The organism is Streptomyces sp. NPDC001219 (assembly GCF_053597915.1).
On the sequence record NZ_JBSFJF010000029.1, the window covers coordinates 19,659 to 44,243 of the forward strand.

Genomic DNA, 24,585 nt, shown 5'->3' on the forward strand with positions numbered 1-24,585 from the left:
GTACTGCCGGTGCCTGGATGGGACGGGCGGCCGGACGCAGGCTCGTCGGCATGACCACTTCACCGATCACCTCCCTCACGACCGCCGGCCTGCTCGCCGGGAAGGTCGCCCTCATCACCGGCGCCGGCCGCGGAATCGGCGCGGCGGCAGCGCGGCTGTTCGCCCGGGAGGGCGCCGGCGTCCTTCTCGCCGCCCGCACGGAGTCGCAGCTCAGAGCGGTGACCGAGGAGATCCGGGCGGCCGGCGGCACCGCTGACCATGTGCGGTGCGACCTGGCCGACCCGGCGGATGTCCGTGCCGCCGTCGACCGGTGCGTGGAGCTGTACGGCCGGCTCGACGTGGCCTTCAACAACGGGGCGACGGGCCAGCCGCCCGGCCCGATGGACCAGCTGCCGGAGGCCGAATTCGACCGCGTCTGCGCCGTCAACCTCAAGGGCCCGTGGCTGGCCATGAACGCCGAGATCGCCGCCATTCGCGCCACCGCGGGTCAGGGGGCCCTCGTCAACACCTCCAGCGTCGGCAGTCTGATGGCCAACCCCGACCTGCCCGCGTACGGCGCGGCGAAGGCGGCGCTCAACAGTCTCACCGCGTCGGCCGCCGCCACCTACGGCCCGGAGGGCATCCGCGTGAACGCCATCGCGCCCGGCACCACACTCACCGAGATGCTCCACGAGTGGGATGAGCGGTCCCCCGGCACCATCGCGCAGCTCAATGCCCAGACCCCGCTGCGCCGCGCGGCCGATCCGGACGAGATCGCCCAGGCCGCCGCCTGGCTCCTCAGCGACCGCTCCTCCTATGTGACCGGCACGGTCCTCCGGGTCGACGGCGGGATGCGGGCCTGAGCCGGCACGGGGTTCCGCAGGGCGAAGGCCCCGGGGGAGGGGGCGAAGGTCCTGCGCACAGACGGGGCCGACGGCCGTTCCGGCCGGGGCGGTCGCCTCTGGGCGGCGGGTGGCCGGGCGAGCTGTACTGAAAGTGACGGGGAGGGGCGGCGCGACAGTGGGGCGGAGGAGTGAGCGTGAGCCTCGTGTCCTCGGCCCTCGGCCCCCGGGAGACACGGACCGTCTCCTCGCCGGCCTTCTCTCCCCTCTTTCCTTCTCCTGGTGGGACATGTCGGAGGTGCCCATGAACAGCGAACCGCACGCAGCTGAGCGCATCGTCGTGGGAGTCGATGGCTCGGAGGCCTCGAAGGACGCCCTGCGATGGGCGGTGCAGCAGGCCGAACGGGAGCACTCCACCATGGACGCGGTGATCGCCTGGGAGTACCCGCCGCTCTACGGCTCGATCGGCTGGATCGACGCACCACAGGAACTCGCGACGGACATGGAGACCTCGGCGAGTCAGACCCTGGGCGCGGCCATCGGCGCGCTCGAAGGCGCCGGCGGAGGCCCGTCGGTCCGTGCCGTAGTGGCCTACGGAACGGCGACCGGAGTGCTGCGGGAGGCGGCTCGGGATGCTTCGCTGCTGGTCCTGGGCAGCCGGAAGCAGGGTCTCTTCGGTGGTGTGCTGCACGGCGCGGTGCGCCGGCACGTCACCCGGCACGCCCCGTGCCCGGTCGTGGTGATCTGAGAACCGGCGACTCGCCAACGGCCCGCTCCCCGGCGGCACATACGTCCCTGCTTTCGGGACAAGCGGCTATGCGGCTGATACGGCAGACGCCGTATCAGCCGCAAGACGTGGAATCCAGCCAATAAACCGGACGTCGAAAGCAAGCCGCCGCGCGTGTGGCCGCGCTGGCCGATCAACAACCCTTGAAGGGGGCCGGGTTGGCCCCGAGAACGGGGCAGTGCCTCTGGCCTGCCCGGTCTCTGCGCTGTCGTCGTGGCGATGAGCGCGGTACGGGGCGCGGCGGCGGACTCGGCGTCGGCCGGGACGTGTTCCGGAGGCCCGCTCTCCCGGCCCGCGTTCGCCAAGGTCCGGCACCCGGCGTCGAGCGGTGGTGGCATCATCCTGCGGCGGGAAGAGGGACCCGTGGTGTGCGCTGCCGCTCTCCGGGGAAACGTGCAATACCCGCTTCCCCGAGCCGAGTTCGAACGGACGATCGACATTTGTTGCCTCGCGAGTAACAGGGGTCGCTTGCGGTCCGCCGGCGCGGCAAGGCAAATGGGTTGAAAAATTACTCTCAGTCAAACTCAAGGGGTTGCTATTGTATGACTGGGAGTGAAGACTGTCGGTCAAGCTGGGCTGGCGCGAAAACGCCTGGGGTGCGCCCCGCTGACAACATCAAACTGTACCTGCCGGTAGTTTTTGCGTTTCTCTCGCTCTCTTTTCGGGTGCCGGTGGCCCGTGTACGGATCGCCCGCCTTCACATGCGCGGGAACGTCTGACACGTGTCATGTGTGGGGAATTCAGTGGGGGATGAGTGGTAACGAGATGGTCAACGGTGGCTACGTCACCGTATGTCTGGGCGACGATGAACGGCCAGGGAGGGGTTCCGTGGGCCGGTTCGTCGAGCCGTCAGGCGGGCCTGAGGTCATGTGCGTCTTTGCCCGCGCCATGGGGCAGGAGGAGGCTCGGCGTGCGGAGTTTGCGATCCGATTCCGTACGAAAGGGCCTGGCGTTCTGTCCGCGGTCGCCTTCGGGCCGGCCGTCGCGGCTGCTTTGCTCCCGCCGTTGAGCCGCCCTGCGGCGTTACGAGGGCGGAGCCGACGCCGATTACCGGGTGGCGTGGGCCGGCGCTGAGCGCTGACACCGACAGGTAACCCGGATTCCGGGGCCCATGCCGTCACTTCATCGTGGAGTTCAGTGGTCGTCCCTATTGGCGTGCCATTTCACCGGTGTTCATGTGCGCGTACCTGAATAGGCGTTCCTGTCGTCGGGAGATCCGGGGTGCCCTTTTGGGTCGTGCCGGTATTGCCGCGATGTGCAAGGGTGTCCGGCTCAACCGAACTCGCTTCGCGCGGCGGAAGTGAAAAATTCATCCGATGGCAGTCAACGCCATGAAAGGGCTGTGATAGTAAACCTTCTGCGTCACAAGGCGATCCGTCTTTCGAGGGTAATGGCCGCTGCCCAGTCCAGCGCACAAACCGCCGGGGAGGAACACCCCGGACCCGTACTTCAGGGAGTTTCCGGTGACCAGCAACGAACTGAAAGACGCACCGTTAGTCTTCGACGACCTGGTCGGCCGGTGGAACACCCTGAGCGAGGCCGGTTCCGTGCGCCACGACGAGGAACAGAACCTCTGGCAGGTGCTCGACCACGCCGGCGTGGCCGCCGTGCTGGCCGATCCGGCGACCTACTCCTCGGACTTCTCCGGACTGACGCCCACCCAGCCGGACTTCGAGACCTTCCTCCAGGGCAACTTCGTCGGCATGGACCCGCCGGAGCACCGCAAGCTGCGCACGCTGGTCAGCCAGGCGTTCACCCCGCGCACGGTCGCCGGGCTCGAACCCCGCATCCACGCGATCACGGCCGAACTCCTGGACGCCGTCGCGGACCGGGACCGGTTCGACGTGGTGGACGCGCTGGCCTATCCGCTGCCCATCCTGGTGATCGCCGAACTGCTCGGGGTGCCGGCCGGTGACCGCGGGCTGTTCCAGGGCTGGGCGGGCACGCTGTTCGGCGGGGACGAGATCGGTGAAGCGCTGGACATGAGCGAGGTCGAGCGCGCGCTGGACTCCCTCGCGCCCACCGTGCGCGAGATGAACGGCTACTTCCTCGACCACATCCGCCACTGCCGGAAGCACCCCGGCGAGGACCTGACCAGCAGGCTGCTGCGGGCCGAAGTGGACGGCGTACGGCTCACCGAGCAGGAGATCGTCGGCTTCGTGGCGCTGCTGCTGGTCGCCGGGCACATCACCACCACCGCCCTGCTGGGCAACGCCGTGCTCACCTTCGACCAGCACCCCGACGCCGCCGCGCTGCTGCGCGCGGAACCCGGCCGGCTGCCGGACGCCATCGAGGAGGTGCTGCGCTGGCTGCCGCCCTTCCCCGAACTGGGACGGCGCACCACCCGCGAGGTCGAACTCGGCGGCCGGAGCCTTCCCGCCGACGCCATCGTGATGGCCCACCTGGGCGCCGCCAACCGCGACCCGGCACGGTTCGCCGACCCCGGCACCTTCCATGTGACGCGGCACCCCAACCCGCATCTGACCTTCGGCCACGGCATTCACTTCTGCTTCGGCGCCCCCCTGGCCAGGCTGGAGGCGCGGATCGCCCTGCGCCAACTCCTGGACCGCTTCTCCTGGATCACCGTCCCGAGCCACCGTGCGGTCGAGTTCCAGAACCCGGCCGCCATCGTCAGCGCGCGTCGTCTGCCGCTGGAGGTGCGGAGGACGTAGCGCCGTTCGCACAGGAGAGCGCGCCCGGCACCAAGGGCCGGGCGCGTGCGACGAGTTCGGTCGCCGAGGTCCCTCGGCGGCCAAGCCCAGGGGTTTGTGCGCGCATGCCGTGAGCGAAGAGGTGTCACGGCAGTCAGGCGCGTCATCCCCCGTGAGTTCCGAGTTCCGGGAGTCCTAGTCATGCCGCAACTTTCGAGCGCACCGGTCGCGAGCCGGCAACCGGCCGAGATACGCCGCTTCTTACAGGAGCGTCTGGACACGCTCGCGCGTATCCATCAGGTGCCGGGGGCCCAACTCGCCCTCCAGCTCGACTCGGTGACGTACACGGTCCACACGGGCGCGGCGGACGTCGTCACCGGTGAGCCGTTCACCGCCGACACCGCGGTGCCGCTGGGCTCCGTCACCAAGCCCTACACGGCCGCGGTCGTGCTGCTGCTCGCCGACGACGGTGACCTCGCGCTGACCGACCTCATCGGTACCCACGTACCGGAGCTGCGGCGGGCACCGCACCTCACCGTCCGCCAGCTGCTCAGCCACACCGGTGGACTCCCGACCGGTCCCGACTCGGACGACGCGGCGGCGCTGAGCGCGGCCCGCTATCTGTCCGTGCACTGCTCCGGCCGGGACTCGGTGTGCCCGCCCGGCAGCGGCTTCTCCTACTCCAACGCCGGGTACGTCGCGGCCGGCCGGCTGATCGAGGCGGTGACCGGCATGTCCTGGCAGGACGCCGTCCGGGCGCTGGTCCTGGAGCCCCTGGGCACCGATCCCGCCTTCCTCGGCGAGGCCGCGAAGCGCCCGGTGGCCCGCGGCCACTCCGTGCACACGGCCCTGGGACGGGTCCGGCCGGTGGAACAGAACCTCGCGCCGGTGGAGGCCCCGGCGGGCGGCCTCCAGGCGAGCGCGCTCGACCTGGTGGCCCTGGGCCGGGCCCTGCTCGGCCACGGCCCGCACGCGGTGCTGACACCCGACGCGGCCGAGGAGATGCGCCGCCCCGTCCCGGGCGCCGCTCCCGGAGTCCTGGCGGACGCCTGGGGCCTGGGCGTCGCGCTCTTCCAGCAGGGCACCCAGCAGTGGTGCGGCCACGACGGCAACGCCCAGGGCACCTCCTGCCATCTGCGGGCCGAACCGGACAGCGGCACGGTGATCGCGTTCACCAGCAACGCCAACAACGGCACGGCGCTGTGGCACGAACTGGCCGAGGAACTCACCCGGATCACCGGCGTACAGGTCCCCTCGGCCGCGCGCCCGGCCGTCGAGCAGAGCCGCACCGTCGCGCTTCCCCACTGCGCCGGGGCCTACCACAACGGCACCGTCGAGTACCGGGTCACCGCGGACGCCACCGGCTCCCTGGCACTGACCGTGAACGGCGACACCCCCGCGCCCCTGGTCTGCTACCCGGATCTGAGCTGCGACCTGGTGGACCCCGAGACCGGCCGCCGGGTTCCCGGCGGACGCTTCCTGCGGGACCCGGAGAGCGGCGCCATCGACCGCCTCCAGATCTCCGGCCGCATGGCACGCCGCACCGTCACCGCCTGAACCGGGCACGCCGCGGACGCACCGGCTGCGCTTCCCCGATCCCCGCGCAGCCATCCGTCCGAACGCTCCGGCCTGACCGCCCGGGACCGCTCGTCCGGGCCGCCCGATGTCCTGCTGTACCGCCCCGTCCCCGCTGAGAAGGACCGACCTCCATGACGGACCAGTACGAGAGTTCAGCACCGGAGTCCGCGTCGCCGCAGGACCGGACCGTGCCCGGCACCCCGCTCGGAGACCTGTTCGCGGCGTGGGTGGCCCGTACTCCGGACGCGCCCGCGGTGACCGACGGGCGGCGGTCCTGGACCTACCGGGAGCTCGACCGGCTGGTCAACCGTCTCGCGCACCACCTCATCGGACGCGGGGTGGGACCCGAGCGGACGGTGGCGGTGGTCCTGCCCCGCTCGGTCGAACTCGTCGTCGCGGAACTCGCCGTGGCCACGGCGGGCGGCGCGTTCCTGCCGGTCGACCCGGCCTACCCCGCCGAGCGCCGCACCCTGATGCTGTCCGACGCCCGGCCGGCCGTGGTCCTCGACGACCTGGCGCAGACCCGGCCCGCCACCGGGCCGGACCACGCACCGACGGACGCCGACCGGGTCGCGCCGCTGTGCGCCGAGCACCCCGCCTACGTCATCTACACCTCGGGATCGACCGGAACGCCCAAGGGCGTGACGGTGCCCCACACGGGCCTGGCGGGCTTCGCCGCCGCTGCCGCCGCGCAGTACGACGTCACGCCCGGTGCCCGCGTCCTGCAGTTCTCGTCGCCGAGCTTCGACGCCTCCGTCCTGGAGCTGTGCGTCTCCGTGCTGTCCGGCGCGACCCTCGTCGTGCCGCCCCACGGGCCGTGGCTGGGCGAGGATCTCGCGGCCGTCCTGGCGGACCACCGCATCACCCATGCGCTCATCCCGCCGGCCGCGCTCGCCACCCTGCCCACCCCGTCCCACGACAACGGACTGCCCGGCCTGCGGACGCTGATCGTGGGCGCGGAAGCCTGCCCGGCCGAGCTGGCCGACCGCTGGGCGGCGGGCCGCCGGATGATCAACTCCTATGGCCCCACCGAGGCCACGGTGGTGGCGTCGTGGACCGGGCCGCTGGCCGTGGGCGGCGGCACACCGACGATCGGCCGACCGCTGCCGTACACCCAGGCCCATGTGCTGGACGCGGCGATGCGGCCGGTGCCGGACGGGACGAGCGGTGAACTGTTCGTGGGCGGCGCCGGGGTGGCACGCGGCTACCTCGACCGTCCGGGGCTGACCGCCACCCGGTTCGTGGCCAGCCCGTACGGGCCGCCCGGGGCCAGGCTCTACCGCACCGGCGACCTGGTGCGCCGGAACGCCGGCGGCGACCTGGAGTTCCTCGGACGCCTCGACCGGCAGGTCAAGATCCGCGGCTTCCGCATCGAGCCCGGCGAGATCGAGGCGGTGCTGACCCGGCACGCCCGCGTCGCGGAGGCCGTGGTCCTGGTGCGTGAGGACGAGCCCGGACGGCAGCGGCTCGTCGGCTACGTCACCCCCGCCGACCCCCTCCGGCCGCCGCGGCCCGCGGAGTTGCGCGCCGCCGTCGCCGGCAGCCTGCCGGCCCACATGGTGCCCGCCGCCGTCCTCGTGCTCGACGCGTTCCCGCTGACCGCACAGCACAAGATCGACCGGCGGGCCCTCCCCGCGCCCGACCCGGCCCGCGCCCCCGAGGAGGGGCACATCGCCCCCCGGACCGCCACCGAGCGGACCCTCGCCGGGATCTGGTCGGAGGTGCTCTCGGTCAGCGGCATCGGCACCGGGGACGACTTCCTCGCGCTCGGCGGCGACTCCGTGCTCGCCGTACGGGTGCTCTCCCGCATCCGCGAGGTCCTCGGCGACCGGCTGTCCGTACGGGACCTGTTCACCGCCCGGACGATCGCCGGACTGGTGCCGCTGCTCGGCGACCCGGCCACCGCGGACCGTACGGCGCCGCTCACCCCGGCCCGCCGCGACCGTCCGCTGCCGCTGTCCGGCGCGCAGCAACGGCTGTGGTTCCTCGACGACCTGACGGCCGGCGACACCGAGTACAACACCGGCGTCGCGGTGCGGCTGGGCGGCCCGCTGGACGCCGGGGCGCTGCGCCGTGCGCTGGACCGCCTCGCCCTGCGCCACGACTCCCTGCGCACCACCTTCACCACGGTGGACGGGCGCGGGGTGCAGCGGGTCGACGACACCGCCGGCCTGCCGCTGCGCACCGTCGACCTGCGGGACCTCCCGGCCGGCCGGCGGGAGGCGGAGGCCGAGCGGCTGCTGACCGCGGAGCTGGAGAGCCCCTTCGACCTGCGCGAGGGGCCGCTGACCCGGGCGCTGCTGATCCGCCTCGCTGACGAGGAGCAGCTGCTGCTCCTGGCCCAGCACCACATCGTCACCGACGGGTGGTCGGTCGGGGTGCTGGTCCGTGAACTGGCGGCACTGTACGGCTCCGAGGCGGACGGGAGCCCGGACGGTCTCGCAGAACCGATCCTGCAATATCCGGACTTCGCGGTATGGGAGCGTGCGCAGGCCACCCCGGACCGGCACGCCGACGACCTGGCCTACTGGAAGCGGCACCTCGCCGGGCTGACGCAGCTCGACCTGCCCACGGACCGCCCCCGGCCCGCGGTGCGCAGCACCTCGGGCGCGGCCCACCGGCACGACCTGCCGGCCGACCTGACCGCACGCCTCGGCAGGCTCGCCCGCGCCAAGGGCACCACCGTGTTCACCCTGTTCGCCGGGGCGGCCTCGGTGCTGTTCTCCCGCTACACCGGCAGGCGCGACATCGTGTTCGGCACCGTCACCACCGGGCGCGCCCACCGGGAGCTGGAGGAGGTCACCGGCTTCTTCGCCAACACCCTGGTGCTGCGCAGCGATGTCGACGGCACCGCCACCGTCGACCGGTTCCTGGACTCGGTGCGGGCGACGCTGCTGGACGCCTTCGGCCACGACGGAGTGCCGTTCGACCGGGTCGTCGAGGAGCTGGCCCCGCCGCGGGACCCCAGCCGCACCCCGCTGGTCCAGGTCCTGGTCGTCCAGCAGACCGCCCCGGCGCACCCGCGGGAGGCCGGCGGCCTGCGGATCGCGGACCATCCGCTGCCGCGCCCGGCCGCGCGCTTCGACCTGGTCCTGGAGTTCCAGCCGCGCGACGACGGGTCGTTCGGGCTCACCGTCGAGTACAACACGGACCTGTTCGACGCCCGGACCGTGGCCCGGATGAGCCGTCAGCTGCACCTTCTGCTGGACGGTATGGCGGACGGCCCGCACCGGACCGTGGCCGAACTGCCGCTGCTGACGGACGACGAGCGGCGCACCATGCTGGAGGCCTGGAACACCCCGCAGCAGGACGGCCCGGACACCACGCTGCCCGCCCTGCTGGAGGCGCAGACCGCCCGCACCCCTGACCGGACCGGTGTCGTCTGCGGCGACACCCGGCTCACCTACGACGAGGTGAACCGGCGGGCCAACCGCCTGGCCCGGCTGCTGGTGCGGCGCGGGGTGGGCCCCGAGACCCTGGTGGCGCTGGCCCTGCCGCGCTCGGCCGACCTGGTCGCCGTCCTGTGGGCGGTGCTCAAGGCGGGGGCCGGGTATCTGCCGGTGGACCCCGGATATCCGGCCGAGCGCATCCGGTTCATGCTCGCCGACGCCGGTCCGGCCCTCGTGCTGACCACCCGGGACACCGCCGGCTGCCTGCCCGGGGACACCGAGTGGCTGGCCCTGGACGACCCGGAGACCGCGGCCGAACTCGCGGCGTACGCGGAGGAGGACCTCACCGACGCCGAACGGGTCCGGCCGCTGCACCCCGACCACCCCGCGTACGTCATCTACACCTCCGGCTCCACCGGCCGCCCCAAGGGCGTGGTGGTCACCCACCGCAGCGTGGCCGACCTGGCGGCCTGGGCGGGAGCCCGGTTCGGCCCGGAGCGGCTGACGGACGTGGTGGCCTCCACCTCGCTCAACTTCGACGTGTCCGTCTTCGAACTGCTCTGCCCGCTGCTGTGCGGCGGCAGCATCGATGTGGTGGCCGACCTGCCGGCGCTCGCCGACGGGACCGGCGCCGCGCCACGGCGGGCCGGACTGATCAGCGGGGTCCCCTCGGTGATCTCCCGGCTGCTCTCCCGGGACGCCGGCACCCTCACGGCCGACACCGTGGTCCTGGCCGGTGAGGCACTGCCCGCGCGGACCGTACGGGAGATCCGGGAGACCATGCCGTCCTCCCAGGTCGCGAACATCTACGGCCCCACCGAGGCCACCGTGTACGCCACGGCCTGGTTCGCCGGTGACGCCGCGCCGGAGCAGGCCCCGCCCATCGGCCGGCCCGTCGCCCGGACCCGTGCCTACGTCCTGGACGGCATGCTGCGTCCGCAACCGCCGGGTGTCACGGGAGAGTTGTACCTCGGCGGCGGGGGACTGGCCCGGGGCTACCTCGGGCGTCCCGGTCTGACCGCGGCGCGGTTCGTCGCCGACCCCTACGCCGGCCCCGGCAGCCGTATGTACCGCACCGGCGACCTGGTGCGGTGGACCTCCGACGGTGAGCTGGAGTACCTGGGCCGGGCCGACCAGCAGGTCAAGGTGCGGGGCTTCCGCATCGAGCTGGGTGAGGTCGAGGAGGCGCTGCTGCGCTGTGCGGGGGTGGCCCAGGCGGCCGCCGCCACCCAGGACGGCGACGGCCACAAGCGGCTGATCGGCTATGTCGTCCCGGAGCCCGGCGCGGAACTCGTCCCGAGCGCGCTCCGCCGGACCCTCGGCCGCAGTGTGCCCGACTACATGGTGCCCGCCTCGGTCGTCGTCCTGGACGCGATGCCGCTCAACCCCAACGGCAAGCTGGACCGCGACCGGCTGCCCGCCCCGGACTGGACGACCGCCGGCACGACGGACTACGTGGCGCCGCGCACCGCCACCGAACGGGCGCTCGCCGCCGTGTGGGCCGAGGTGCTGCGCGTCGAACGCGTCGGCGTCGACGACAACTTCTTCTCGCTGGGCGGCGACTCGATCCTCAGCATCCAGGTCGTCGCCCAGGCACGGCAGGCGGGCCTGGCCGTGACCTCGCGCGATGTCTACCTGCACCAGACGGTGGCCGCCCTCGCGCAGTGCGTGGACGCCGCCGGGCGGCCGGCGCCGGGCCCGGACCGTGCCGCGCGGGCCACCGGCCCGGCGCCGCTGACGCCCATCCAGCACTGGCTGTTCGAGAGCGACCCGGAGCGGGCCGGCCACTTCGGCCAGACCCTCTCCGTCGAGCTGGCCGACGGCCTGGACGTCCCGGCGCTGGAGGCCGCCCTGCGCGACCTCCTCGCCCACCACGACGCCCTGCGCTCGCACTTCGTGCCGGACGGGGACGGCCGGTGGCGCCAGCACATCGACGGCGAGGCGCCCGGCTTCACCCTGAGGCGGCACACCGGACCCGACGAGGACGCACCGCACCTCGGGCCGTTCGACCTGGGCCGCGGCCCGCTGCTGCGTGCCGTGCTGCACGACCGCGGCACCGGCCGGCCCGCCGTCCTGCACCTGGCCGTGCACCACCTGGTGGTCGACGGCGTCTCCTGGCGGCTGCTGCTGGAGGACCTGGACCGGGCCTACGGCGCACGGCGCGGGGGAACGGACGCCGCGCTGCCGCCGAAGTCCACCCCGCTGCGCCACTGGGCGCGGCGGCTGAACGGGCACGCGGAAGGCGGCGGCTTCCAGGACGAGACGGCCTACTGGACGGCGCTGGCCCGTACCTGCACCCCGGCGCTGCCGACCGACTTCACCGGCGACAACACCTATGCCTCGGCCCGCTCGGTGACCGTCCGCCTCACCCCGGAGGACACCTCCGTCCTGCTGCACACCCTGCCCGGGGCCTTCCGTACCCAGGTCAACGAGGTGCTGCTGAGCGGGCTGGGCCGGGTGCTGCACGAGTGGACCGGGCACGACCGGGTCCCGGTGGACCTGGAGGGCCACGGCCGTGAGGAGCTCTTCGACGACGTCGACCTGAGCCGCACCGTCGGCTGGTTCACCACCCGCTACCCGGTGGCGCTCAGCGTGGCGCGGGACGCCGACTGGGGCACCGTGCTGAAGTCCGTCAAGGAACAGCTGCGCGCCGTGCCCCGCCGCGGCCTCGGCTACGGCGTCCAGCGGCATCTGCTCCGGCCGGAGGGCCTGCCCGGCACCCCGACCGCCGGCATCAGCTTCAACTACCTCGGCCAGTTCGGCACACCGGGCGGTGACGGCGGCCTCTACCGAGGCCCGTACCGCGAGCTGGCCCTGGACGCCGATCCCGCAGCGCAGCGGCCGCACGCGCTGGAGGTCGTCGGCCGGCTGGACGGCGACGCGCTGGAGTTCACCTGGTTCTACTCGGCCGGCCTGCACCACGAGGAGACCGTCTCCCGGCTGGCCGGGAACTTCGCCCGCGCGCTGGGCGACATCGCCCGCCACGGCGCCCGGCCCGGGGCCGGCGGCCGCACCCCGTCCGACTTCCCGCTCGCCACGCTCGACCAGCCCACCGTGGACCGGCTGGTGGGCGACGGCAACGCCGTCGAGGACCTCCACCCGCTCACCCCGACCCAGGCCGGCATGCTCTTCCACCGGCTCTCCCAGGACGACCAGAGCGTCTACTTCCAGCAGCTCACCTTCGTCCTGGACGGCGTGCCCGACCCGGAGGCCTTCGCCGCGGCCTGGCAGCGGGTGACGGACCGCACCACGGTGCTGCGCGGACGCGTCGTCTGGGAGGACGTGCCCGAGCCGCTGTTCCTGGTGGAGCGCGACATCACGGTGCCGGTCACCCAGCTGGACTGGCGCGCCCTGCCGGACGCTGAACGGCCCGGCCGGCTCAGTGAGTTGCTCGACCGCGACCGGCGGCACGGCATCGACCTCGGCACCGCCCCGCTCCAGCGCCTGGCCCTGGCCCGGCTGTCCGACACCGAGGTCCAGGTGGTGTGGTCCTTCCACCACCTGGTGCTGGACGGCTGGAGCCTCTTCCAGGTGCTCTCCGACGTCTTCCGGTGCCATGCCGCGCTGCGCGGCCCGGCGGCCGCGGACGACGCGGCGCCCGGGGAGGCGGCCCTGCCCGCCCGCCGGCCCTTCCGCGACTACGTGGCCTGGCTGCGCGACCGCGACTGGGCGGAGGCCGAGCGGCACTGGCGGGACCGGCTCGACGGGGTGTGCGAACCCACCGCACTGCCCTACGACCGCGAGCCCCGCGAGGCCCACCGCGCGGAGTCCACCGCCGCGGTGCGGATCGCGCTGCCCGCCGCCACCACCCGCCGGCTGGAGTCCCTGGCCAAGGACGCGGGCCTGACCATGAACACCCTGGTGCAGGGCGCCTGGGCGATGCTGCTGGCCCGTCAGGCGGGCCGCCGGGACGTCGTCTTCGGCACCACCGTGTCCGGACGGCCGCCGGAGCTTCCCGGCGTCGAGGCCATGAACGGCCTGTTCATCGCCACCGTCCCGACCCGGCTGACGGTCCCCGCCGACGGCACCCTGACGGCCTGGCTGCGCCGGGTGCAGGAGATCCAGACCGAGGACCGGCGCTTCGACTTCGTCCCGCTCGCCCGGCTGAAGACGTTCGGCGACCTGCCCGAGCGGGTCCAGCTCTTCGACAGCATCGTGGTCTTCGAGAACTACCCGGTCGGCGACGACCTCGCCGCCGCCCACGGACTGCGGCTGACCGGCCTCGACGGCATCGAGACCACCAACTACCCGCTGAGCCTGGTCGCCTACCCGGGCCAGGAGCTGGCGCTACGGCTCGGCTACGACCCGGAGCTGTTCGACGCGGCCACCGTCGAGCGGATGGGGGAGTACCTCACGGTCCTGCTCGCGGGCATGGCCGAGGACCACCGGCGCCCGCCCGCCCGGCTGCCGGTGCTCGGCGCGGCACGCCGCCGCCAGGTGGTCGAGGAGTGGAACGACACCGCCACCACGGTGTCCGAGGACACGGTGGCCGCGGCGTTCGCCGCGCAGGCCCTGCGTACCCCCGACGCCCTCGCGCTGGACGCGGGGGACACTCGGCTGACCTACCGGGAACTCGACGCCCGCACCGACGCGTTGGCCCGCGAGCTGGCCGGGCTCGGCGTGCGGCCGGAGACCCCGGTCGGCGTCCTCATGGACCGGTCGGCCGCCCTGGTCCTCGCCCAGCTGGCGCTCGCCAAGGCGGGCGGGGTGTATGTCCCGCTGGACGTGCGCGCCCCGCGGGAGCGGCTGCGGCAGGTGCTGGCGGAGAGCACGGCGGACCTGGTGCTCACCGACGCGGCCTGGGAGGAGACCGCCCGCGCCGCTTCACCCGGCGGCCGCACCCTGCTGGTCACGGACGAGGCCGCGCCGGCCGGCGAGGCCGCCCCGGACGGCACGCCGCTGCCCGCCCTCCACCCCGACAACGCGCTCTACCTGATGTTCACCTCCGGCTCCACCGGCCGCCCCAAGGGCGTCGCGGTGCGCCACCGGGACGTCGTGGCGCTCGCCTCCGACCGCGCCTTCGACGGACACGACCGCGTCCTGGTGCACTCCCCGCAGGCCTTCGACGCGGCCACCTACGAACTGTGGGTGCCCCTGCTGCGCGGCGGCCGGGCCGTCCTCGCCCCGCCGGCCGACGTGGACGCCGCCACCCTGCGCCGGGCCGTCAGCGAGCGGGGCGTCACCTGCCTGTGGCTGACCGCCGGGCTGTTCCGCCTGGTGGCCCAGGAGGACCCGGAGTGCCTGCGCGGCGCCCGCGAGGTGTGGACCGGCGGCGAGGCCGTGCCGGGTGCCGCGGTCCGCCGCGTCCTCGACGCCTGCCCCGGCCTCACCGTCGTCGACGGCTACGGCCCCACTGAGACGACCACCTTCGCGACCCGGCGGGCCTTCCGCTCCGGCGAACCGCTGCCCGCCGCCCTGCCCATCGGGCGTCCGCTGGACAACACCCGGGTCTACGTGCTGGACGACGCGCTCCAGCCCCAGCCGCCGGGCATCCCGGGCGAGCTGTACATCGCCGGTGCCGGGCTCGCCCGCGGCTACGACGGCCGCCCCGGTGCGACCGCCGCCCGCTATCTGGCCGACCCGTTCGGACCGGCCGGCACCCGGATGTACCGCACCGGCGACCTCGTGCGCTGGAGCGCCGACGGCGAACTCCACTTCGTGGGGCGGACCGACGACCAGATCAAGATCCGCGGCTTCCGCGTCGAACCGGCCGAGATCGAGGCCGTGCTCACCCGCCGGCCCGCGGTCGGTGAGGCGGTCGTCACCGTGCCCGGCGACGGCGGCCGCAAGCGCCTGGTCGCCTACCTCGTCCCCGCCCCGGACGCGACGGTGCCGCCGGCGGCGGAGCTGCGCGCCGCCCTCGCCGCCGAGCTGCCCGACTACATGGTCCCCGCCGCGTTCGTGACCCTGGACGCGCTGCCCCTCACGGCGAACGGAAAGGTCGACCGGCGCAGGCTGCCCGCCCCCGACTGGTCGGCGGCCACCGCCGGCGAGCACCTCGCGCCGCGCACCGAGGGCGAGCGCGTCCTCGCGGAGATCTGGTGCGCCCTGCTGGGCCTCGAACGGGTGGGCGTCGAGGACAACTTCTTCATGCTGGGCGGCGATTCGATCCTCAGCATCCAGGTCGTCTCACGCGCCCGCCGGGCGGGGCTGACCCTGACCCCGCGGGACCTGTTCCGGCATCCCACCATCGCCGCCCTGGCGGCCGCCACCGGTGCCGCCGCACCGGTCAGCGGCACCGGCCCGGTGTCCGGAGACGTCGCCCTCACCCCGATCCAGCACTGGTTCCTCGACGCCCGGCCGCACCGTCCCGAGTACTTCAACCAGTCCGTCGTCATCGAACTGGCCGAGGAGCCCGACGTCCCCGCGCTGCGGGCGGCGCTGGACGCCCTCTGGCACCACCATGACGCGCTGCGCTCCCGCTTCGAGCGGCGGGCGGACGGGACCTGGCGCCAGCACTGCCCGGCCCCGGACGCCACCGCACCGCGGTTGCTGGAGGTGCACGACCTGTCCGGCCGGGACGAGGAGGACGGCGCCGCCGCTGCCGAGGCCGCCATGGCCGCGGCGGACGCCGGATTCCGGCTGGACGAGGGCCCGTTGCTCGCCGCCCGGCTGTTCACCGGCGCGGGCACCGCACCGCCGCGGCTGTTCCTGACCGTGCACCACCTGGTCGTCGACGGCGTCTCCTGGCGGGTGCTGCTGGAGGACCTGGAGAGCGCCTACCGGCAGGCCCGCAGCGGCGATCCGGTGGGCCCGCTCGCCCGGACCACCTCCGTACAGGAGTGGGCGCGTCGGATGCACGCCCACACCGAGGCCGGCGGCTTCGACGGCGAACGCGCGCACTGGAGCGCGGTGGCCGCACACTGCGCCACCGCGCTGCCGGTGGACGCCGACGGCGGCAACACCATGGCCGACCTGCGCTCGGTCACCGTCCGCCTGGACCGCGGGCGCACCGGCGACCTGCTGCAGAAGGTGCCCGGCGTCTACCGCACCCGGATCAACGACGTGCTGCTCACCGCGCTCGGCCGGGTGCTCGCCGAGTGGACCGGACAGCAGACCGTCGCCGTCGGCCTGGAGGGGCACGGCCGCGAGGACCACCTCTTCGACGGCGTCGACCTGTCCCGTACGGTCGGCTGGTTCACCAGCCTGTTCCCCGTCGCGCTGGACGTCCCGGGCGGAGACTGGGGCACGGCGCTGAAGTCCGTCAAGGAACAGCTGCGCGCGGTACCCGGCCGGGGCCTCGGCCACGGGGCGCTGCGGCACCTCGCGGAGGCCGCCGCACCCGCCGGCACGCCCCAGCCGCAGATCAGCTTCAACTACCTGGGCCGGTTCGACTGGACCGGCGACGGCGGGCTCATCCGCGCCGTGCACGGCGGACTGGGCGGCGCCGCCGCCCCCGAGTCCGTGCGGCCGCACCTGCTGGACGTGGTGGGCCGGGTCGAGGAGCGGTCGCTCGAACTCACCTGGTACTACAGCGGCCAGGTGCACCAGGAGGAGACGGTCACCGCGCTGGCCGAGGGCATGCTGCGGGCGCTGGAGGACATCGTCGCGCACTGCGCCGGGCCGGACGCCGGCGGCCGCACCCCGTCCGACTACCCGCTCGCGCGCCTCGACCAGGCGGCCGTGGACCGGGTCGCGGCGGACGGCCGCGCGGTGGAGGACATCTACCCGCTGACGCCCATGCAGGCGGGCATGCTGTTCCACAGCCTGATGGACCCCGACGCGCACACCTACTTCAACCAGGTCCAGCTGGTGCTCTCCGGCGTCACCGACCCGGCCGCGCTCGCCACGGCCTGGCAGCGGACGGCCGACGCCAACCCGGTGCTGCGCACCCGACTGGTGTGGGAGGAGACCGCCGAGCCGCTGCAGGTCGTCCAGGCACGGGCCACCGTGCCGGTCACCCACCACGACTGGTCCCGGCGCACCGCCGAGGCCTGCGAGCACGCGCTGCACACCCTGCTCGCGGAGGACCGGGCGGCCGGACTCGACCTCGCCGCTGCCCCGTTGATGCGGCTCGCCCTGATCAGGCTGTCCGAGGACCGGGTCCGGCTGGTGTGGACGTTCCACCACGTCCTGCTCGACGGCTGGAGCGCGGCCCAGGTCTTCGACGAGGTCTGCGAACGGTACGCGGCGCTCACCGCGGGACGCCGCCCCGACGTCCCCTCCCGGCCGCCGTTCGGCAGCTATCTGCGCTGGCTGACGGAGCAGGACGGCACCCAGGCCGAGCGGTACTGGCGCACCGCGCTGGCCGGGTTCGCCTCCCCGACCGAACTCCCGCGGGACCGGGTGCCGCTGGAGGCCCACCGCGCCTCCTCCTCGGGCTCGGTGCACCTCGCGCTGGACGAGGCGGACTCCGCCCGCCTGCGGGAGACGGCGCAACGGGCCGGCCTCACCATGAACACCGTGCTCCAGGGCGCCTGGGGCCTGCTGCTGTCCCGCTACGGCAACAGCGACGACGTGGTCTTCGGCACCACCGTCTCCGGGCGGCCCGCCGCGCTGCCCGGTGTGGAGTCCATGGTCGGGCTGTTCATCAACACGCTGCCCACCCCGGTACGGATCGACGGGCGCCGCGGGCTGCTGGACTGGCTGCGCGAGCTGCAGCACGCCCAGTCGGAGTCCCGGCGCCACGACTTCGTCTCCCTGACCGACCTCCAGACCTGGAGCGAGGTCCCGCGCGGGACGAACCTGTTCGACAGCATCGTGGTCTTCGAGAACTACCCCTTCGACAGCGAGGCGCTGTCCCGGCACGGCCTGGGCATCGAGCAGGAACGCGACCTGGAGCCGACCAACTACCCGCTCAGTGTGATCGTCGCCCCCGGTGAGCGCCTCACCGTGGCCCTGGACTACGACCCGGCCGTCTTCGACGCCGCGACGGTCGAGCGGCTGGGCACCTGTCTGCGGGTCCTGCTGACGGAGATGGCGGCCGATCCCGACCGCTGCCTGGGGGACCTGCCGCTGCTCACCGCCGACGAGCGCGGGCGCGTGCTGCGGGAGTTCGGCGGCACCGCCGCCACCCCGCCGCGGCGGGCGCTGCCCGAGGTGTTCGAGGCGCAGGCGGCCCGCACTCCGCACGCCACCGCCGTGCTGGCCGGGGAGACCCGGCTCACCTACCGGGAGCTGAACGCACGCGCCAACCGCCTGGCCAGACTGCTGATCGCCGCGGGTGCCGGCCCGGAGCGGTTCGTCGCCCTGGCGCTGCCGCGCACCGCCGACCTGGTCGTGGCCCTGATGGCGGTCCTCAAGAGCGGCGCCGGCTATCTGCCGGTCGACCCCAAGTACCCGGCCGAGCGGGTCTCCTTCCTGTTCGACGACATCGGGCCGGACATCGTGCTCACCACCGCCGCCCTGGCCGGCCGGCTGCCCGACGGGCCCGCCACCCGGATCGCGCTGGACGCCCCCGGGGTCGCGGAGCGGCTCGCCGGGCAGAGCCCCGCCGACATCGGGGACGGCGAGCGGACCGGTGCGCTGCTGCCCGCCCACCCCGCCTACGTCATCCACACCTCGGGCTCGACGGGCCTGCCCAAGGGCGTGGTGGCCACCCACGGGTCGGTGGTGGCGCTGACCGACTGGGCGGCCGGTGAGTTCGGCGGCCGCGGCCTGTCCCACGTCGTGGCCTCCACCTCGCTCAACTTCGATGTGTCGGTCTTCGAGATCTTCAGCCCGCTGCTGTCCGGCGGCTGCGTCGAGATCGTGAGTGACCTGCTGGCCCTCGCCGAACGCTCCGCCCCCTGGACCGCGAGCCTGCTCAGCGCCGTCCCCTCCGCCCTCGGCCAGCTGCTCGCCGAGGACACCGTCCATGTCACCGCGGACACCGTGGTGCTGGCCGGTGAGGGGCTCGCCGCCCGCACCGTACGGGAGGTGCGCGCCGCCGTCCCCGGCTGCCGGGTCGCGAACATCTACGGCCCCACCGAGGCCACCGTCTACGCCACCGCCTGGTACTGCGACCCGGCCGACCCCGACCGCACCCCGCCGATCGGCAGTCCGGTCGCCGGCGCGCGGGCCTATGTCCTCGACCCGCGGCTGCGGCCGGTCCCCGTCGGGGTGCCCGGTGAGCTCTACCTCGCCGGAACCGGCGTGGCCCGCGGCTACTTCGCGCGGCCCGGACTCACCGCCCGGCGCTTCCTGGCCGACCCCTTCGGCCCCGCGGGCGAGCGGATGTACCGCACCGGCGACCTTGTACGCTGGGACGCCGACGGGCAGTTGGAGTACCTCGGCCGCGGCGACGACCAGGTCAAGGTGCGCGGCTTCCGCATCGAACTGGGCGAGGTCGAGGCCGCGCTGGCCCGGCACCCCGCGGTGGCCGAGGCCGCCGCCGCGGTGACCGAGTCCGACGGCCACAAGCGCCTGGTGGGCTATGTCGTCACCAGGGGCGCGGAGGACACCGACCCCGCCGCGCTGCGGGCCTTCCTCGCCGAGAGCCTGCCCGACCACCTGGTCCCCGCCGTCGTCGTCCCCCTGGAGCGGCTGCCGCTGGGGGCCACCGGCAAGCTCGACCGGCGTGCCCTGCCGGCGCCCGACTGGGCGGCCCCGGCCGCCGGGTACGTCCCGCCGCGCACGGACACCGAGAAGACCCTCGCCGGGATCTGGGCTTCGGTGCTGGGCCTGGAGCGGGTGGGCGCCGAGGACAACTACTTCGCGCTCGGCGGGGACTCGATCCTCAGCATCCAGATCGTCTCCGCGGCCCGCCGCGCGGGCCTCGCGCTGACCCCGCGCCATCTGTTCGTCCACCAGACCGTGGCCGCGCTCGCCGCGGCCGCCGCTGACCTGCCGGCCACGGTGTCCACCGCCGAACAGGGCCCGGTGGTCGGCGAGGTGCCGCTCACCCCCGTCCAGCACTGGCTGTTCGACAGCGTCCCGGACAGCCCCGGGCACTTCACCCAGGCGCTCTCCTTCCAGCTGGCCGCCGAGGTCGACGAGGGCGCGCTGCGGGCCGCGCTCGCCGCGGTGCTGGAACACCACGACGCCCTGCGCATGGTGTACGAGCCCGCCGGCGACGGCCACTGGCGCCAGTACAGCGCGGCGCCCGGCGCGGCACCCGCCCTGGCGGTCCACGACCTCTCCGCCCTGGAGCCGGAGGCCCGGGCCGCGCGGCTGCGCGCGCTGTCGGCGGAGCTGTCCGCCGGCTTCGGCCTCGCGGACGGGCCGCTGCTGAGGACCGCACTGTGCCACCTGGGCGACCAGGACCGGCCGGTGCTGCTGCTGGCGGCCCACCACCTGGTCGTCGACGCGGTGTCCTGGCGCATCGTCCTGGAGGACCTCGACACCGCCTACCGCCGGGTCCGGGCCGGGGAGCGGGCCGCGCTCGGCCCCAAGACCACCTCGTTCCGCGCCTGGGCGCAGCGGCTGCACGACCACACCGCGGCCGGCGGCTTCGACGACGAACTCGCCTACTGGAGCGGCCAGGACGGCCAGGACGGCCAGGCGGAGCTGCCCGTCGACTACGCGGGCCGCAACTCGGCGGACTCCGAGGACACCGTCACCGTCCGCCTGGAGGCCGAGGAGACCCGGCAGCTGCTCCAGGACGTGCCGGACGTCTACCGGACCCGCGTCAACGACGTGCTGCTGTGCGCCCTGGGCCGGGTGCTGGCCCGCTGGACCGGGCAGGACCGGGTACGGATCGGACTGGAGGGCCACGGCCGCGAGGAGATCTTCGACGACGTCGACCTCTCCCGCACCGTCGGCTGGTTCACCACCCTGTTCCCGGTCACCCTGGACCTGCCGCCGCACGCGGACCTCGCCACGGCGCTGAAGTCCGCCAAGGAGGGCCTGCGGACCCTGCCCCGGCACGGCCTGGGCCACGGCGCGCTGCGCCATCTGCGTACCCCGGCCGCCACCGGGCTGCCCGCCGACCCGCAGATCGCCTTCAACTACCTGGGCCAGCAGGACTGGAGCGCCTCCGCGGGCGACGGCCTGCTGCACGCGCCGTACGGTGCGCTGGCGGGCGACATGGACCTGTCGGCCGACCGGCCGCACCTCATCGACGTCATCGGCCTGGTCACGGACAAGCGCCTGGAGTTCACCTGGTCGTACTCGGCGAACCTGCATCTGCGCTCCACCGTGGCCGGGCTGGCCGAGGAGATGGCCGCCGAACTCCGGGAGATCGTGCGGCACTGCGCCCGGCCGGACGCCGGGGGCCGCACCCCCTCCGACTTCCCGCTGGTCCGCCTCGACCAGGACACCGTCGACCGGCTCGCCGGCGACGGCCGGGATGTCACGGACATCTATCCGCTGACCCCCACCCAGACCGGCATGGTCTTCCACGGGCTCGACGAACCCGACCAGGGGCTCTACGTCGAACAGGCCACCTTCGTCCTGGACGGGGTGCCCGACTCCCGGCTGCTGGCCGCCGCCTGGCAGCACGTCGTCGACCGCACCCCCGTGCTGCGCAGTGCGGTCGTGCTGCACGAGGTGCCGGTACCGCTGCAGACCGTGCACCGCTCGGTCACCCTGCCGGTCACCGCACTCGACTGGAGCGCCCTGACCGAGGAGGAGCGCGCGGCCGCACTGACCCGGCTGCTCGCCGACGACCGGGACCGCGGGCTCGCCCTCGACCGGGCGCCGCTGCTGCGGCTCACCCTCATCCGGCTCTCCCCGGCAGAGGTACGGGTCGTGTGGACCTTCCACCATGTGCTGCTCGACGGCTGGAGCGTCTTCCAGGTGCTCTCGGACGTCTTCGCCTGCCACGCGGCGCTCACCCGGGGCGAGGCCCCCGAGCTGCCGGACCGCAGGCCGTTCGCGGACTACGCCGCCTGGCTCGCCGCCCACGACCCGGCCCCGGCCGAACAGCACTGGCGCGGCGCGCTGGCCGGACTGACCGCACCCACCCCGCTGCCCTACGACCGGCGCCCGGCGCCGGGGGCCGCCACCCGCGCCGGCACCTGGCTCTCGGAGCGGCTCGGCGAGCAGGAGAGCGCGGCGCTCCAGGACTTCGCCCGGCGCCACCACCTCACCCTCAACACCGTCGTCCAGGGGGTCTGGGGCCTGCTGCTGGCCCGCTGGAGCGGAGAGCGGGAGGTGTGCTTCGGCACAACGGTCTCCGGACGGCCCGCCGACCTGCCCGGCGCCGACGCCATCACCGGCCTGTTCATCAACTCGCTGCCGGTCCGGTGCCGGGTGGACGGCGGCGCGGCCCCCGCCGACTGGCTGCGCGGCCTCCAGTCCGCGCAGGCCGACGCGCGCGGCTTCGAGCAGGTCCCGCTGTCCGACCTGCGCGGCTGGAGCGAACTCCCCGCCGGGGAGGCACTGTTCGAGAGCCTGGTGGTCTTCGAGAACTACCCGATCAACGACACCGCGGCCACCGCACACGGCCTGCGCGTCCGCGATCTGCACGCCCTGGAGGCCACCAACTACCCGCTCACCGTGGTCATCTCGCCCGACACCTGCCTGAGCGTCGAACTCGGCTATGACCCGCGGTACTTCGAGGAGTCCACGGCCCGCTCCCTGGCCACCCAGCTGGTGCACACCCTGGGCGCCCTGGCGGCACCCGGCGGCGCGGCGACCGTGGACGGGATCGACATCCTGCCGCCGGCCGAGCGCGACCGGCTGACCGGGCGCACCGAGCCGGCCGGGGACACGGTCCCGGCCGCCCCCCTGGCCGCGCTCGTCGAGGCGGCGGTGGACCGGTGGCCGGACGCCCCCGCGCTGACCGCGCCGGACCTGCACCTCTCCTTCGCGGAACTGGAGGCGCGGGCCAACCGCCTCGCCCACCACCTCCTCACCCGCGGGACCGGTCCCGGCGACCTCGTCGCCCTGGTCCTGCCGAGATCGGCCGACATGGCCGTCGCCCAGCTGGCCACCGCCAAGACGGGCGCCGCCTACCTGCCGGTGGACCCCGGGTACCCCTCGGAGCGGATCGCGCTGATGCTGCGCGACGCCGCCCCGGCCGTCACCCTGGAGGCCACCGAGGTCCATGACCTCCTAGCCGCCGGGGACGACGACGCACCCGGCCACCGGCTCACCGACCGGGACCGGGTCCGCCCGCTCGACCTCGACGACCCGGCCTACGTGATCTACACCTCCGGCTCCACCGGCACCCCCAAGGGCGTCGTCGTCACCCACCGCGGCCTGGCGGCCTTCGCCGCCGCCGAGGCCGACCACTACCAGGTCCGGCCGGGCGACCGGGTGCTGGCCTTCGCCACGCCCAGCTTCGACGCCTCGGTGCTGGAGCTGTGCATGGCCCTGCCGGCCGGTGCCTGCCTCGTGGTGCCGCCGCCCGGCCCGCTGCTCGGCGAGCAACTCGCCGAGGTGCTCCGCCGGGAGCGCATCACCCACACCCTGCTGCCGCCCGCCGCGCTCGCCACGGTGCCGCCCGCCACCGCGGGCACCCTGCCGGACCTGCGCACCCTCATCGTCGGCGCGGACGCCTGCGGCGCCGACCTGGTCGCCCGCTGGGCCCCGCACCACCGGATGATCAACTCGTACGGGCCCACCGAGACCACGGTGGTCGCCACCTGGTCCGGCCCGCTGGTGCCCGACGGCGCCGCGCCGCCCATCGGACGCGCCCGCGCGGGCAGCCGCAGTTATGTGCTCGACGAGCGGCTGCGCCCGGTCGCCGACGGTGTCCCCGGCGAACTGTGGATCAGCGGAGCCTCGTTGGCCCGCGGCTACCTCCACCGGCCCGGCCTGACCGCCACCCGGTTCACCGCCGACCCCTACGGCGCGCCCGGCGAGCGGATGTACCGCACCGGCGACCTGGTCCGCCGCGACGCCCGCGGCGAACTCCACTACCTCGGCCGCACCGACCACCAGATGAAGCTGCACGGCCACCGCATCGAGGCGGGCGAGGTCGAGGCCACCCTGACCGGCCACCCCGCCGTCGCGGACGCCGTGGTGTCCGTACGGGAGGACGAGCCGGGAAGGCCGCGTCTGGTGGCCCATCTGCTCGCCGCACCGGACACCGAGGTCCCGTCCGGCGCCGCGCTGCGCTCCTTCGCCGCCCGGACCCTGCCCGGCCACATGGTCCCCTCGGCCTTCGTCGTCCTGGAGCGTTTCCCGCTCACCGAGAACGGCAAGACCGACCGCGCGGCCCTGCCCGCACCCGGCCCGGACGTCGCGGAGCCGGCCGCCCAGGTCGCCCCGCGCACCCCCACGGAGCAGTTCCTCGCGGACGTCTGGTCCGAGGCCCTGGAAACGGGCGTGGGCGCCGAGGACGACTTCTTCGCCCTCGGCGGCGACTCGCTGCGCAGCCTGCTCATCGCCTCCCGGGTCAACGAGACCTTCGGCGTGGAGCTGACTCCCCGGGATGTGCTGACCGCCCGCACGGTCGCCGCCCTGGCGGAACTCGTGGAGGAACACGTCCTGCGCGAACTCGAAGACGCCGCACGCGGCACCAGCGACCCCAACGAACGGTGAGGAACCCC

The 24,585-nt window shown here is 74.2% G+C and carries 5 protein-coding genes; all 5 read left to right on the forward strand.

The annotated features are described in order from the left end of the window. Positions 1 to 50 precede the first annotated feature (50 nt). The 5 genes from ACWC9R_RS20025 to ACWC9R_RS20045 all read left to right on the forward strand — a co-directional run bounded on the left by ACWC9R_RS20025 (position 51) and on the right by ACWC9R_RS20045 (position 24,577). The gene (locus tag ACWC9R_RS20025; protein ID WP_450733242.1) at positions 51 to 842 is read left to right on the forward strand and encodes an SDR family NAD(P)-dependent oxidoreductase; all 792 of its coding nucleotides are present in this window, start codon (positions 51 to 53) and stop codon (positions 840 to 842) included. Positions 843 to 1,125: 283 nt separating this feature from the next. Then, entirely contained in the window at positions 1,126 to 1,569 is a 444-nt protein-coding gene (locus ACWC9R_RS20030; protein ID WP_450733244.1) for a universal stress protein, read from the forward strand. 1,502 nt (positions 1,570 to 3,071) lie between these two features. Beyond that, on the forward strand, positions 3,072 to 4,280 hold the full coding sequence (locus ACWC9R_RS20035) for a cytochrome P450 (RefSeq protein WP_450733246.1): 1,209 nt from the start codon (positions 3,072 to 3,074) through the stop codon (positions 4,278 to 4,280). Between the two features lie 180 nt (positions 4,281 to 4,460). Then, positions 4,461 to 5,816, forward strand: coding sequence for a serine hydrolase domain-containing protein (locus tag ACWC9R_RS20040; RefSeq protein WP_450733248.1), 1,356 nt, complete (start codon positions 4,461 to 4,463; stop codon positions 5,814 to 5,816). Between the two features lie 152 nt (positions 5,817 to 5,968). Continuing rightward, complete coding sequence (locus ACWC9R_RS20045; protein WP_450733250.1) at positions 5,969 to 24,577, forward strand: non-ribosomal peptide synthase/polyketide synthase; 18,609 nt, start codon at positions 5,969 to 5,971, stop codon at positions 24,575 to 24,577. The last annotated feature ends 8 nt before the right edge of the window (positions 24,578 to 24,585 follow it).

Excerpts from the sequence above, each read along its gene's own strand:
- ACWC9R_RS20040 (WP_450733248.1), top strand. The coding sequence starts at position 4,461 with ATGCCGCAACTTTCGAGCGCACCGGTCGCGAGCCGGCAACCGGCCGAG.
- ACWC9R_RS20025 (WP_450733242.1), top strand. The coding sequence starts at position 51 with ATGACCACTTCACCGATCACCTCCCTCACGACCGCCGGCCTGCTCGCC.
- ACWC9R_RS20030 (WP_450733244.1), top strand. The coding sequence starts at position 1,126 with ATGAACAGCGAACCGCACGCAGCTGAGCGCATCGTCGTGGGAGTCGAT.
- ACWC9R_RS20045 (WP_450733250.1), top strand. The coding sequence starts at position 5,969 with ATGACGGACCAGTACGAGAGTTCAGCACCGGAGTCCGCGTCGCCGCAG.